At 51.5% G+C, this 14,864-nt stretch carries 12 protein-coding genes; 4 read left to right on the plus strand and 8 right to left on the minus strand.

Annotation, left to right across the window (positions count from 1 at the left end; genetic code table 11):
* Positions 1-461: 461 nt before the first annotated feature.
* A complete protein-coding gene (locus tag NNO03_RS13285; protein WP_101742141.1) occupies positions 462-1,166 on the plus strand; it encodes a FadR/GntR family transcriptional regulator in 705 nt (234 codons plus the stop codon).
* Between the two features lie 3 nt (positions 1,167-1,169).
* Complete coding sequence (gene mdtD, locus NNO03_RS13290; RefSeq protein ID WP_271442576.1) at positions 1,170-2,597, plus strand: multidrug transporter subunit MdtD; 1,428 nt, start codon at positions 1,170-1,172, stop codon at positions 2,595-2,597.
* Here the strand turns inward: mdtD and rbsR are convergent.
* The 7 genes from rbsR to kup all read right to left on the minus strand — a co-directional run bounded on the left by rbsR (position 2,563) and on the right by kup (position 10,509).
* Complete coding sequence (gene rbsR, locus NNO03_RS13295; protein WP_137381323.1) at positions 2,563-3,555, minus strand: ribose operon transcriptional repressor RbsR; 993 nt, start codon at positions 3,553-3,555, stop codon at positions 2,563-2,565. The two genes, mdtD and rbsR, sit on opposite strands and share 35 nt — an antisense overlap.
* Before the next feature lie 3 nt (positions 3,556-3,558).
* Entirely contained in the window at positions 3,559-4,488 is a 930-nt protein-coding gene (rbsK, locus tag NNO03_RS13300; protein WP_271442575.1) for a ribokinase, read from the minus strand.
* A 141-nt stretch (positions 4,489-4,629) separates the two neighbouring features.
* Entirely contained in the window at positions 4,630-5,520 is an 891-nt protein-coding gene (rbsB, locus tag NNO03_RS13305; RefSeq protein ID WP_003023760.1) for a ribose ABC transporter substrate-binding protein RbsB, read from the minus strand.
* Positions 5,521-5,544: 24 nt separating this feature from the next.
* A complete protein-coding gene (gene rbsC / locus NNO03_RS13310; protein ID WP_137381321.1) occupies positions 5,545-6,510 on the minus strand; it encodes a ribose ABC transporter permease in 966 nt (321 codons plus the stop codon).
* A gap of 5 nt (positions 6,511-6,515) precedes the next feature.
* Positions 6,516-8,021, minus strand: a complete 1,506-nt coding sequence (rbsA, locus tag NNO03_RS13315) for a ribose ABC transporter ATP-binding protein RbsA (protein WP_271449739.1) — start codon at positions 8,019-8,021, stop codon at positions 6,516-6,518.
* A gap of 7 nt (positions 8,022-8,028) precedes the next feature.
* On the minus strand, positions 8,029-8,448 hold the full coding sequence (rbsD, locus tag NNO03_RS13320; RefSeq protein ID WP_271449740.1) for a D-ribose pyranase: 420 nt from the start codon (positions 8,446-8,448) through the stop codon (positions 8,029-8,031).
* Between the two features lie 192 nt (positions 8,449-8,640).
* Positions 8,641-10,509 carry a low affinity potassium transporter Kup gene (gene kup, locus NNO03_RS13325; RefSeq protein ID WP_048213793.1) on the minus strand — a complete coding sequence of 623 codons (1,869 nt, stop codon included), beginning with the start codon at positions 10,507-10,509 and terminating at the stop codon, positions 8,641-8,643.
* A 331-nt stretch (positions 10,510-10,840) separates the two neighbouring features.
* Between kup and ravA the strand changes: the two genes are divergently transcribed.
* Together ravA and viaA are read left to right on the plus strand one after the other, a co-directional pair.
* The gene (ravA, locus tag NNO03_RS13330) at positions 10,841-12,337 is read left to right on the plus strand and encodes an ATPase RavA (protein ID WP_271442571.1); all 1,497 of its coding nucleotides are present in this window, start codon (positions 10,841-10,843) and stop codon (positions 12,335-12,337) included.
* A complete protein-coding gene (gene viaA / locus NNO03_RS13335; RefSeq protein ID WP_137381317.1) occupies positions 12,331-13,782 on the plus strand; it encodes an ATPase RavA stimulator ViaA in 1,452 nt (483 codons plus the stop codon). The genes ravA and viaA overlap by 7 nt, the downstream gene beginning before the upstream one ends.
* Positions 13,783-13,786: 4 nt before the next feature.
* On the opposite strand, the gene asnA is transcribed toward viaA, so the two are convergent.
* Positions 13,787-14,779 (minus strand): aspartate--ammonia ligase, encoded by a 993-nt coding sequence (gene asnA, locus NNO03_RS13340; protein WP_005121446.1) that lies wholly within the window; start codon positions 14,777-14,779, stop codon positions 13,787-13,789.
* Positions 14,780-14,864 lie beyond the last annotated feature (85 nt).

Consider the following 14,864-nt stretch of genomic DNA (forward strand, 5'->3'; position numbering starts at 1 on the left):
TTAAACTTCGTAATGAATTACGTATGTTCACTCAAGAGACTTGGTATTCATTTTTCGTCTTGCGACGTTAAGAATCCGTATCTTCGAGTGCCCACACAGATTGTCTGATAAATTGTTAAAGAGCAGTGCCGCTTCGCTTTTTCTCAGCGGCGCGGGGTGTGCATATTACGCCATCCCGCTACGAAGTCAAGCATTTAATTTCGCTTTTCTTCGTGAGGTTCTCAGTGGAACCCCGCTGACCCGGCGGCTTGTAATCCGTTGTTCCGTGTCAGTGGAGGCGCATTATAGGGAGTTATTTCAGGCTGACAAGGGGAAATTTAAAATAACTTTCCGAATGCGTATTTTTTCACCAAAACAACCATTAACATGCCATAAAATAAGCAATTTGCCGTTTTTGCAGCCGCAATCACACTCCCTGATGGCATACTAATGAATAAGAAAAAGCGTAAGGAAGAACATTCATGCCTTTAAATGCCCAACAGATAGCTGCCCAAAAGAATCTTTCCTATGTTCTGGCAGAAAAGCTGGCTCAGAGAATATTAAAAGGTGAATACGCACCCGGCGCTATCCTGCCAGGTGAAATTGAGCTGGGCGATCAGTTTGGCGTGAGCCGAACTGCGGTAAGGGAAGCAGTTAAGACATTAACGGCTAAAGGTATGGTATTACCGCGCCCACGTATTGGTACACGCGTTATGCCGCAGGCAAACTGGAACTTCCTCGATCAGGAGCTGCTCACCTGGTGGATGACGGAAGATAATTTCCCACAGGTCATTAAGCACTTTCTGGTGATGCGTATTAGCCTGGAACCTCAAGCTTGTTTACTGGCTGCGACGATTGGTACAGCAGAGCAGAAAGCCCATCTCAATACATTAATGGAAGAGATGGTCGAGCTGAAAAGAAACTTCAGACGCGAACGTTGGATTGAAGTTGATATTGCCTGGCATGAGCACATTTATGAAATGAGCGCGAATCCATTCCTGATATCCTTCGCATCATTGTTCCATTCCGTTTATCAGACCTACTTTACGTCGATTACCTATAACGATGTGGTCAAGCTGGATTTGCACCAGGCCATTGTCGATGCAATAGAAGATAGCGATGGCGAACGCGCATTTGCCGCTTGTCAGGCATTACTGATAGCACCGAACGAGCTCCCGGATAAATAATCTATGTCAGAAAAGAAATCGCGCAGTATGGCTGGATTGCCATGGATAGCCGCCATGGCCTTTTTTATGCAGGCATTAGATGCCACTATCCTCAACACGGCCTTACCCGCAATAGCACATAGTCTTAACCGCTCCCCGCTTGCCATGCAGTCAGCCATTATCAGCTATACCCTGACAGTCGCTATGCTGATCCCGGTGAGTGGATGGTTGGCTGACAGATTCGGGACCCGGCGCGTATTTATGATTGCCGTTAGCCTGTTTACGTTGGGGTCGTTGGCTTGTGCACTTTCCAGCTCATTAAGTGAACTGGTGGTTTTCCGCGTGATACAGGGTATCGGTGGCGCAATGATGATGCCAGTTGCCCGTCTGGCATTATTGCGTGCTTACCCGCGCAGCGAACTACTCCCCGTGCTTAATTTCGTGACCATGCCTGGTCTTGTTGGGCCGATTTTAGGTCCGGTACTGGGTGGTGTGCTGGTAACGTGGGCCAGTTGGCACTGGATCTTCCTGATTAATATTCCCATAGGCATTGCCGGTATCTTCTATGCCCGCAAATATATGCCGAACTTCACCACACCACGCCGCGGCTTCGATATGACCGGTTTCTTTCTCTTTGGTCTAAGCCTGGTGCTGTTTTCCAGCGGTGTTGAATTGTTTGGCGAGAAACTTGTTGCCAGTTGGGTCGCACTTGGCATTATTCTCGCCAGCATTGTGTTACTTCTCGCCTACATCCGTCATGCGCGTCGCCATCCGACACCATTGATTGCGCTTCCCATTTTTAAAACGCGAACCTTTTCTGTTGGCATCGCCGGAAACCTTGCTACTCGCCTGGGGACGGGATGCGTACCTTTCTTAATGCCACTGATGCTGCAGGTAGGCTTTGGATACCCGGCACTCATTGCCGGTTGCATGATGGCTCCGACAGCACTGGGATCAATTCTGGCAAAATCGATGGTGACGCAGGTACTGCGCCGACTCGGCTACCGGACCACACTGGTCGGTATTACAGTGTTTATCGGCCTGATGATTGCACAGTTCTCTTTGCAGTCTCCAGCCATGCCGGTCTGGATGCTAATCCTGCCACTGTTCATTTTAGGTATGGCAATGTCCACCCAGTTTACCTCGATGAATACCATTACTCTGGCAGATTTGACTGATGAGAACGCCAGCAGCGGTAACAGCGTTTTAGCCGTTACGCAGCAGCTGTCTATTAGTTTAGGGGTTGCCATCAGTGCCGCGGTCCTGCGTATCTACGAAGGTATGGAAGGAACCAATACGGTCGAACAGTTCCACTATACCTTTATTACTATGGGCGCGATCACCGTCGTATCGGCGTTGATGTTTATGCTGTTAAGAGCCAAAGATGGGCGCAATCTGATCAAAGAGCGGCATAAGCCTAAACCGACCCCCGCGCCATCAGAACAGGAGTAAGCTGCAAGCGCTGCTGCTGCAATGCGGGCTGTGCCATACGGTGGATTAACACATCAATGGCCAGTTCGCCCAACTCATCTTTCGGTTGGTGAATAGTTGTCAGCGGCGGCGTCATATAGCGCGCCAGTTCTATGTCATCATAACCGACTACCGCCATATCCTGCGGGATACGCAATCCAGACTGATATAAAGCCTGATATGCTCCAACCGCCATCGCGTCATTGCCGGTAAAAACAGCCTGTGGGCGGTCTTTATGCGACAACAGCGTTTGCATAGCTTCAAACCCACCGCCAAACTCGAAGTCACCGGTGATCTCGTAACCGTCCGGGATAGCCAGCCCTGCACGCTTCATTGCCGCACGATACCCCTCCAGACGCAGACGCGCCGGTGTTTTATCCAGAGGGCCCGTGATGCAGGCAATGCGCGTAAACCCTTTTTCGATAAGATGCTGGGTGGCTAAATCCCCACCCAACAGGGAGTTATCCTGAATCAGATCGCTTTCACCATCAAAAGGCGACCAGTCCATCATAACGGTGGGTATAGACGGGTAACGCTGCATGATCTCTCTGGAAGGCTGATGTGTTTCCGTGCAGAGCAGCAGCAAGCCGTCTACCCGCTTTTGCATCAACGTTTCCAGATTACGGTTCATTCGCTGCTCATCACCTTCGGTGTTGCACAACACCAGGCTGTAACCGCGTTCAAAGCAGCTACGTTCAACACCACGAACCAGCTCAGAGTAAAAGGGATTGGTACTGGCTGTGATTAACATGCCAATCGTGCGGGTCTGATTCAGTTTGAGACTACGCGCCAACGCGGAAGGCGCATAGTTAAGCGCTTTGATCGCCGCATCAACTTTGTCAGTGATCGCCTCACTGACAAAGCGATCTTTATTAATGACGTGAGAAACCGTCGACGTGGAAACACCCGCCAGGCGGGCAACGTCCTTCATTGTAGCCAAGCGTTACCTCTGTTGACTTAAAAACGCTTCGATTTCTTCACGCCATGGAACGGAAGGCTGTGCACCTTTACGTGTGACCGCAATCGCCGCGGCAGCATGTGCAAAACGGATGGCTTCCGATAGCGGAGTCTCTTCCAGTAACGCCGTGATTAACGCGCCGTTAAAGGTATCTCCGGCAGCGATAGTATCAACAGCATCCACTTTAAACCCGGGCACTCGACGACCTTCACCGTTTACGCTGGCCCACACACCACGACTACCTAAGGTAATCAGTACAGTATGAATACCCTTCGCGTGCAACGCCTGCGCCGCTTTGGCTGCATCTTCATCGTTTTCTACCCGGATCCCCGTCAGCTTTTCAGCTTCGGTTTCATTTGGGGTAATAATATCCACCAGCGCCAGCAACTCGTCGGATAGTTCACGTGCCGGGGCTGGATTCAGGGCAACCGTAGTCTTGTTTTGCTGCGCTATCTTTGCCGCAGCCAACACGCTTTCGATCGGTGATTCTAATTGCATCAGTAACGCAGACGCCTGAGCAATACGGTCACGCTGTGCTTCGACCAACGCCGGAGAAAGTGCAGCATTCGCGCCGGCATGAATACCGATAACGTTCTCACCTTCAGCATTCACAAAAATCAGCGCCACACCGGTCGATTCACCCGAAATAACGCTAATCGGGGTAATATCAATATTATCGCGGGCTAACTGTTTACGAACACTTTCGCCAATATCGTCATCCCCCGTACAGGCAATGAACGCGATATTCGCGCCACTACGCCCTGCAGCAACCGCTTGATTCGCGCCTTTACCGCCAAACGCCACCTGATATTGGCTACCGGTTACGGTTTCACCCGGTGTCGGGAAAGAGTTAAGGTTGAGGATGTGATCGGCATTAATGCTGCCAAGAACAACGAGGTTGCCTGCGGTTTTCATGTTAGGTATTCCAAGTCAAAGTGCGCCACCGGGTTAGGGTGGCGCGTGCCCTGCTTTTCTTTTTACGCTTTCATCTTCAGAACCAGATCTAACGATGGCGTATTTATGTCTCCATCAGGCCACGAGCGGCCTGAATCGGTATTACTGCTTGATGACCAGCTTCAGGTCAACCGGATATTTAGCCTGAACCTTCTCGCCTTTCAGGACTTTATCCGCAGTCTCAACGCCTTTCGCGCCAATCTGATCCGGCAACTGAGCAATAGTCGCAGCCAGTTTGCCATCATTTACTGCTTTTTCGCCATCAGGTGTGCCGTCAAATCCAACCACCATCACATCAGATTTACCCGCAGTTTGCAGTGCGCGCAATGCACCCAGCGCCATTTCATCGTTCTGGGCAAATACAGCCTGCACATCAGGATGTGCTGTCAGCAGGTTCTGCATAACGTTCAAGCCTTTCGTACGGTCGAAGTCTGCCGGCTGGCTGGCCAGTACGTTAAATTTATGTGCCGCAACGGCCTGCTGGAAACCTTCGCCACGCTCACGCGCCGCAGACGTTCCGGCAATACCCTGCAGTTCGATAACTTTCGCGCCTTCACCGGCTTTTTTCGCGATGTAATCACCCGCAATTTTGCCGCCCAGCACGTTATCAGACGCAATATGGCTTACCACTTCACCTTTAGACGCTACGCGGTCGAGAGTGATAACCGGAATCTTCGCCTGGTTAGCCATCTTCACAGCGTTACCCACGGCATCGGAGTCCGTCGGGTTAATCAGCAGTATTTTAGTACCGCGAACCGTTAAATCCTGAACGTTTGCCAGTTCTTTCGCCGGGTTATTCTGTGAATCCAGAATAACCAGGTTATAGCCCAGCTTATCCGCCTCTTTTTGCGCACCATCTTTCAGGGAGACAAAGAACGGGTTATTAAGCGTGGAGACCACCAGCGCAATGGTATCTTTCGCCATCGCATTCGCGCTCACGGTGGCGCTCAGCGCAACAGCAGAAACCAGGGTAGCCAGTTTTTTCATGTTCATATTTAAGATGTCCTGTAATCGTTGTTACTGCTTTTTGTTGTCTACCAGTACCGCCAGCAAAATCACCACCGCTTTGACGATCATCTGGTAATAGGAGGATACACCTAACAAATTCAAACCATTATTGAGGAAACCAAGAATCAATGCGCCGATCAGCGTCCCAACAATTCGTCCTTTACCACCCGCCAGGCTGGTACCGCCTAATACGACCGCAGCGATAGCATCCAGCTCGTAGCCGGTACCCGCCGTTGGTTGTGCAGAGGAAAGACGTGCCACTTCAATGATACCCGCCAGCGAAGCCAGCAGCCCACAGAGTGAATAGACGATGATTTTGATTTTGCTGACGCTGATACCAGACAGACGCGTTGCCGCTTCGTTACCACCCAGCGCATAGATATAACGGCCCAGACGGGTGTGATGCAGCATGTACCACGCCGCCAGGAAGACAATACCCATAATCCACACCGGCGTCGGGACGCCTAACGGACGACCAATACCAAACCAGCCAAACAGATCGGCATTGTCGGTAAAGCCGGTATTTACCGGACTGCCGTTGGTGTAGACCATGGTTACACCACGCAGCAGCAGCATCATCACCAGCGTAGCGATAAATGCCTGTACGCGACCTTTTGCGACAATCACCCCGGTTAACGCACCAACAGCAGCGCCCAGCGCCAATGCTGCCGCGACGGCGACCAGCGCGTTGACTTCAATTCCTACAATGGAAGCCGCAACCGCACCAGTGAGCGCCAGCAGGGAACCGACGGACAGATCGATACCCGACGTCAGGATGACCAGCGTCATGCCAACGGCCATAATGGCGTTTACCGACGTTTGCTGGAGAATGTTGAACAGGTTATTAACAGTAAAAAAGTTCGGGCTCATGGTGGAAACAATCGCAATCAGCACTAACAGAGCGATGAGCGACTTTTGCTCCAGAAGCCATGCTTTAGTGAAATAACGGCGACCAGAAACAGCCTGGGTTGTCATCTTTTTTACTCCTGATTCACGCGATTAAGCTTGCCCACAGCGGCAGCCATTAATACTTCCTGAGTGGCCTGCTCGCGAGTGAACTCACCGCCGAGATGCCCTTCATGCATAACGATAATTCGATCGCTCATGCCCAATACTTCTGGCATCTCAGAAGAGACCAGAATGATGCTCAGCCCATCGGCTTTAAACTGATTGATAAGCTGGTAGATTTCTTTCTTGGCGCCAACATCAACGCCGCGTGTTGGCTCATCGAGGATCAGCACTTTGGGTCGGGTCATCAAACCGCGTGCAATCGCCACTTTCTGCTGGTTACCGCCAGAAAGCAGGCCGATAGCCTGTTCCATCGATGGCGTTTTCACATTGAACAGACGAATAAAATCACCTACCGCCTGCTGCTCATCTTTATGCTTCAGGCTTCCGCCGGCACGGCTGAAATAGCGCAACGCGGTCAATGACATATTCTCTTTCACCGACATGCCCAGCACTAAACCATCGCGTTTACGGTCTTCAGAAATATAGACGATACCGTTAGCCAGGCCATCCTGCGGCGAACGGGTGACAACTTCATGGCCATCCAGTGTGACGTAACCGCTGGTACGCGGCAGTGCGCCATACAGGACTTTCATCAATTCGGTTCGCCCGGCCCCCATCAGACCCGATACCCCAAGGATCTCGCCTTTGCGCAGCGTGAATGAAACACTGTTCACCCCTGGGCCGCACAGGTTATCGACTTTCAGGCGTACTTCACCCGGCGCTTTATCCAGCCGCGGGTACTGATCTTCCAGCTTACGTCCCACCATCATTTCAATGAGCGAATCTTCGGTTAACGAGGACACTTCACGCTCGGCAATAAACTGTCCATCGCGGAAAACGGTCACGTCATCGCAAATCTCGAAGATCTCTTTCATACGGTGGGAGATATAGACGATACCGCGCCCCTGCGATTTAAGTTCGCGGATCACGCGGAACAGGGATTCCGTTTCGGTATCGGTAAGGGCGTCGGTCGGTTCATCCATAACGATGACCTTCGACTCAAAGCTCAACACTTTGGCAATTTCAACCATCTGCTGATCGCCAATCGACAACTCACCCACCAGCCTGTCGCTTTTAAAACGCAGATTGAGTTTGGCAAGCAGCAGATCGGCTTCGGCATACATCTTCTTCCAGTCTATTTTGCCAAAGCGATTTACAAACTCACGGCCAAGAAAAATGTTCTCAGCGATGGTGAGTTGAGGGATCAGGTTCAGCTCCTGGTGAATAATGCCAATCCCGGCTTCCTGGGAGGATTTTGGGCCGTTGAAGGTGGTTTCTTTCCCCAACCATAATAAAGAACCGGCATCACGGGTATAGATACCGGTCAGTACTTTCATCATGGTGGATTTGCCCGCGCCGTTTTCGCCTACCAGCGCCATTACGCGACCAGGATAGACATTCAATGCGGCGCCAGATAGCGCTTTTACGCCCGGGAACGCTTTATCGATCCCTTTGAGTTGCAGTAATGCGTTCATGATGGCCTCAGAACGTGACGCCAGCACAAAGAATAATATTCGCATACGGAGAACACTCTCCGCTGCGAATTACCGCCTGACTGTCAGCGGTTTGTTTTTTGAAATGCTCATGCGTGGTGTAACGAATTTCTATGGTGTTTCCCTGGTGTTGTTGCAGTTGCTCAATGTGGTTGAGCAACGTTTCGTGGAGTTGCGGATTATGTTGTTTAATTTCCGTCGCGAGAATGGCTGCCTCGACCTGCATTTCACGCGTGACCACATCCAATACCTGCATAAAAGAAGGTACGCCCTGGGTTAATGCCATATCGATACGGGTTGTGCTATTCGGGATGGGTAAACCCGCATCACATACCACCAGCGTATCGGTATGCCCCAGACGGGAGATCACCGATGAAATTTCAGAGTTGAGTACCGTGCCTTTCTTCATTTTCTTTCCCCACTAGCGAAACGTTTCGCTGACGATAAGTTTAGTCTGAAGGGTGCACAGAAAACCACCGCGAGGTTACGAAAATGTGATCGCCATCGAAACGTTTCGCAAGGATTATCATGAGATGAAAAGAAAACTGAGAGGGGTCAAACAAAACGCCCCCTTTCACGATGAAAGAGGGCGTCAACAACATTAAATCTCGACCTGAGTACCGAGTTCAATAACCCGGTTAGGCGGAATTTCAAACTGGTCCGGCGCACGTAGCGCGTTACGCTGCAACAGCAAATACAGCTTACCGCGCAGGCGCAGATACCATGGCCGTTTACCAACAATCAGCGACTCATGCGACATAAAGAAGGAGGTTTCCATCATCCGGCAACTTAAGCCTTCCAGACCACAGCGGTGGAACACTTCCTCAACGTTTGGCGTTTCACGCCAGCCATAACTGGCCACCACGCGCCAGAAGGTAGGCGACAGTTGCTCAATCTGCACTCTACGTACATTGTGTACATAGGGTGCGTCTTCAGTGCGCAACGTCAGCAGAATAACGCGTTCATGCAACACTTTGTTGTGTTTGAGATTATGCAGCAGCGCAAACGGGATGACGTTCAACGCACGGGACATATACACCGCCGTTCCTGGTACACGCACCGGTGGGGATTTCTCCAGCGAGGCAATCATCGCCTCCAGAGAGTTGCCGTGCTCATGCATGCGACGCAGCAGACGGAAGCGTTCGCTTTTCCAGGTCGTCATAATAGTGAACATCACCAGGCCCAGCGAGAGCGGCAACCAGCCGCCTGAAACGAGCTTATCGAGGTTTGCAGAGAATAACGGAACATCGATGCACAGGAACGCGACCAGAATCAGGAAGACGAAGTATTTATTCCAGTGCCAGTTTTGCCGCGCCACAGTCGTCGACAAGATGGACGTCAGCACCATTGTTCCCGTTACCGCAATACCGTACGCAGCAGCCAGATTACTGGAGTGCTCAAAGCTCACTATCACGATAACCACGGCGAAATAAAGCATCCAGTTTACGAAAGGAATATAGATCTGACCCGATTCCATTTCTGAAGTATGGATAATCCGCATCGGCGATAAATACCCCAGACGCACAGCCTGGCGCGTCAGTGAAAATACGCCGGAGATAACCGCCTGAGAGGCGATAACCGTTGCCAGAGCGGCAAGGATCAGCAGTGGAATCAGTGCCCAGTCCGGTGCCAGCAGGAAGAACGGGTTTTTGATCGCTTCGGGATGCTTTAACAACAACGCTCCCTGACCAAAATAATTCAACACCAGCGAAGGCAATACGACGGAGAACCATGCCAGGCGAATCGGTAACTTACCAAAGTGGCCCATATCAGCATACAGCGCTTCAACACCGGTAATCGACAGCACCACCGCGCCCAGCGCAATAAAGGATAGCGTTTTGAATTCCAGGAAGAAATGAACAGCCCAATACGGATTTAGGGCATGCAACACTTCAGGATTCGCAATAATGCTGCGTACACCCAGCACGGCAAGCACGAGGAACCATATCAGCATAATCGGCGCAAACAGCTTACCGACCATGCCGGTACCGTGTTTTTGAATCAAAAACAGCAGGGTAAGTACGATAATAGAGAGAGGAACTATCCAGGTGTCCAGTTGTGGAGCAATAATCTCCAGACCTTCAATCGCCGACATCACCGAAATCGCTGGCGTAATCACCACCTCGCCATAGAAAAAGCTGCCGCCAATCAATCCCATAATCACCAGCATCGAGGTCGTTCGCGCCGACGTATTACGCCCGGCCAACGACATCAACGTCAGGATCCCGCCTTCCCCGGCGTTATCAGCACGCATAACAAATGACAGATATTTAACGGAAACAACCAGGATCAGCAGCCAGAAAATCAGCGAGAGAAAACCAAACACGGCATCACGTTCAACGCCAAAACCAAACTGCCCGGACAAACATTCACGAAGCGTATAAAGTGGGCTGGTACCAATATCACCGTAGACAACCCCAATGGCCGCGAGGGTAATCGCAGACAATGATTGCTTATTATCAGTGCTCATAGACTCGTCTTTCGTTTATACACATCATCGTTCAAGCTACCTCCGCGTTGGCTGCATTCGTTATTCCGCCCATCCCAGGGAATAACTCCATTGCCGCCTTGGTGCAGCTTGATTGATATGGTGTATATATTAGAAATGTGTGCGTCGTCCCTTGGCCCACAAAAAGGCGCACAGTATGCACGATTAATCGCAAAATCGTACCCCTAAATGAGACCAGATTAATCTGGCTCAAAGAAAAATAAACGCGCCTTCAGTCTATTACAGCCCAGGGGCTAAACATCTATACTCGCTGTTTAACGCGGTACATTTGGCGAAAGGACGCCACTTCATTATGGCTCACCCACATTTATTAGCGGAAAGAATTTCCCGTCTGAGCAATGCGCTGGAAAAGGGACTTTATGAACGTAGCCACGCCATTCGCCTGTGTCTGCTGGCCGCACTCAGCGGCGAGAGCGTCTTCTTATTAGGCCCTCCAGGGATCGCGAAAAGCTTAATCGCTCGCCGACTGAAGTTTGCCTTTAAAAATGCCCGAGCTTTCGAATATCTGATGACGCGCTTCTCGACACCTGAAGAGGTCTTTGGCCCGCTATCCATTCAGGCGCTTAAAGACGAAGGTCGCTATGAGCGCTTAACAGCAGGCTACCTTCCGGAAGCCGAAATTGTTTTTCTCGATGAAATCTGGAAAGCAGGCCCGGCCATTCTCAACACCCTGCTTACCGCCATTAACGAACGCCACTTCCGCAACGGTGCACACGAGGAGAAAATCCCGATGCGCCTGCTGGTCGCGGCCTCCAACGAACTACCTGAAGCGGACAGCAGCCTGGAAGCATTGTATGACCGTATGCTGATTCGCCTGTGGCTGGATAAAGTCCAGGACAAGGCTAACTTCCGATCTATGCTGTTAAGCCAGCAGGATGAAAGTGACAACCCTGTTCCAACAACGTTACAAGTGACGGATGAAGAGTACTACCAGTGGCAAAAAGACATTGGCAAAATCACGCTTCCCGATCGTGTATTTGAATTGATTTTCACCCTGCGTCAGCAACTGGATGCGCTACCGAACGCCCCCTACGTCTCTGACCGTCGCTGGAAAAAAGCAATCCGCTTACTCCAGGCCAGCGCCTTCTTTAGCGGGCGCGATGCCGTTGCACCTATCGACCTTATTCTGCTGAAAGATTGCTTATGGTATGACGCGCAAAGCCTGAATCTGATGCAGCAACAAATCGAAATATTGATGACCGGGCACGCCTGGCAGCAGCAGACAATGTTGACTCGCCTTGGGGCAATAATGCAGCGTCGCATCCAGCTACAGCAGCAGCAAAGTGATAAAACAGCGTTCACGGTGATTCGTCAGGGCGGAATGTTCAGCCGCCGTCCTCATTATGATTTACCTCCGGAAGCCAACACTTCCGTACTGACGCTGCTACTGCAAAAACCCCTAAAGCTGCACGATATGGACGTTATCCATATTGCCTTTGAACGCGGCGCTCTGGAGCTGTGGCTGACTAAAGGCGGCGAGATCCGCGGAAAATTAAACGGTATCGGATTTGCCCAGACGCTGAACATGGAAGTCGACAGCGCTCAGCACCTGGTCGTACGCGACGTCAGCTTGCAAGGTTCTCGACTGGCGTTACCCGGTGCATCAGAAGAAGGCATGCCCAGTGAGATAAAACAGCAGCTTGAAGCGCTCGACAACGAATGGCACCAGCAGCACAGCGAATTCAGTGAACAGCAAAAATGTCTGTTTATCCATAGTGACTGGTTAGGCCGCATTGAAGCCAGCCTGCAGGACGTCGGTACACAGATCCGACAGGCACAACAATGCTGACCCTTGATACGCTGAATATCATGCTGGCGGTCGGCGAAGAGGGGATGATCGAAGAGATGATCATCGCACTGCTGGCTTCCCCGCAGATGGCGGTCTTTTTCAAAAAATTTCCCCGGCTAAAAAAAGCGATTACTGACGATGTTCCCCGCTGGCGTGAAGCGTTACGTAGCCGCCTCAAAGATACCCACGTACCGCCGGAGCTAACAGAAGAGGTAATGTGCTATCAGCAAAGCCAGCTCCTCTCCACTCCGCAGTTTATCGTCCAGCTACCGCAAATCTTAGCGCTCCTGCACCGACTCCACTCACCATGGGCTGGGCAAGCGCAGCAACTGGTCGATGACAACAGTACTTTTACGCCCGCACTGCATACACTGTTTCTCCAGCGCTGGCGCCTGAGCCTGGTGGTTCAAACCACCACGCTTAATCAGCAGCTACTGGAAGAAGAACGCGAACAGTTGCTCAGTGAAGTGCAGGAACGGATGACGCTCAGTGGCCAACTGGAACCTGTGCTGGCGGAAAATGACAACGCAGCGGGTCGTTTGTGGGACATGAGCGCAGGTCAAATCAAGCGCGGTGATTATCAGCTGATGGTGAAATACGGTGAGTTTCTAACGCAACAACCCGAACTTCAACGGCTGGCCGAACAGTTGGGGCGCTCCAGAGAAGCGAAATCCGTGCCGCGTAAAGATGCGCCAATGGAAACATTCCGTACGCTGGTGCGTGAACCGGCCACCGTCCCGGAACAGGTGGATGGCATTCAACAAAGCGATGATATCCTGCGTTTACTCCCCCCCGAACTGGCCACGTTGGGTATTACCGAACTGGAATATGAGTTCTATCGGCGGCTGGTGGAAAAGCAGCTCCTGACATACCGCCTGCATGGAGAAGCCTGGCGCGAGAAAGTCACAGAGCGGCCGGTTATACACCAGGATTTTGACGAACAACCTCGTGGACCGTTTATTGTCTGTGTCGATACCTCGGGATCGATGGGCGGATTTAACGAACAGTGTGCGAAAGCCTTTTGCCTCGCACTCATGCGCGTTGCACTCGCCGATAACCGTCGCTGTTTCATCATGCTATTTTCAACAGAAGTCGTGCGCTATGAGCTATCCGGTCCGGAAGGCATTGAGCAGGCAATCCGTTTTTTAAGCCAGCGTTTTCGCGGCGGTACTGACATTGCCAGTTGCTTTCGCGCCATTATTGAACGTATGCAAGGTCGGGAATGGTTTGATGCAGATGCGGTGGTGATTTCGGATTTTATCGCCCAGCGATTACCCGATGAAGTTGTCAACAAAGTGGGGGAATTACAGCGGGTACATCAGCACCGTTTTCATGCGGTCGCGATGTCAGCACACGGCAAACCCGGCATCATGCGCATTTTCGATCATATCTGGCGCTTTGATACCGGGATGCGAAGCCGCCTGCTCAGACGCTGGCGGCGTTAATTTTTTACAGCAGAGAAGCGACGCTTTCACGGACCTGTGCAGGCCACACACCGCACTGAACCTGGCCAATGTGCGGCAACTGCAGCAGCAGCATAGTCAGGCGTGACTGCCCAATACCGCCGCCAATAGTCTGCGGCATTTCGCCACGCAACAGTGCCTGGTGCCACTCCAGACTCAGGCGGTCTTCATCACCGGTCAGAGCAAGCTGGTGTTTCAGCGCATCGGCATCCACGCGGATCCCCATCGAAGACAGTTCAAACGCATCTTCCAGAACAGGGTTCCACACCAGGATATCACCGTTCAGACCAGCATGGCCCAGCTCGGAAGCGGAACTCCAGTCATCATAATCCGGAGCACGAACGTCATGACGGTGACCGTCGCTAAGTTTGCCGCCGATCCCGACCAGGAACACCGCGCCCAGCTCTTTTGCGATCGCACGTTCACGACCTTTTGCATCAAGATCCGGGTAGCGAGATAACAGCTCCTGGCTATGCACAAAGTGGATCTGCTCTGGCAGGAACGGTGCCAGACCAAATTCTTTGCTTACCGCAGCTTCGGTTGCCTTAATTCCCGCCCAGATAGCCTCTACAGTGCTTTTCAGAGTGGAGAATTGACGCTCACCGTCACCCATAACGCGCTCCCAGTCCCACTGGTCAACATAGACCGAGTGAAGCGGAGAGAGACGGTCCTCATCCGGGCGCAGAGCTTTCATATGCGTGTACAGCCCCTCGCCCGCGCTGAAGTCGTGTTGTCCCAGCGTTTGACGCTTCCACTTCGCCAGTGAATGAACCACTTCGAACTGAGCGTCTGGTAATGCTTTCACTTTCACCTGCACCGCTTTTTCACAGCCAGACAAGTTATCCTGCGTGCCATCTCCTACGCGGCTGAGGATCGGTGCCTGAACTTCGATCAGACCTAAACGCTCCTCCAGTTGACGAGAAAAATGAGATTTCACGAAGCTAATTTGACGTTGTTTGGCAATGTAAGCGGTTTTCATTATGTTTACTCCTGTGTCCTGTTGCCTATGATTAAGCAACAGAATGAGGGTAATATTCAATAATCAACAAACAAAAAGCCAGGTT

The sequence above is a fragment of the Citrobacter sp. Igbk 16 genome, from assembly GCF_028069755.1.
GTDB lineage: Bacteria > Pseudomonadota > Gammaproteobacteria > Enterobacterales > Enterobacteriaceae > Citrobacter.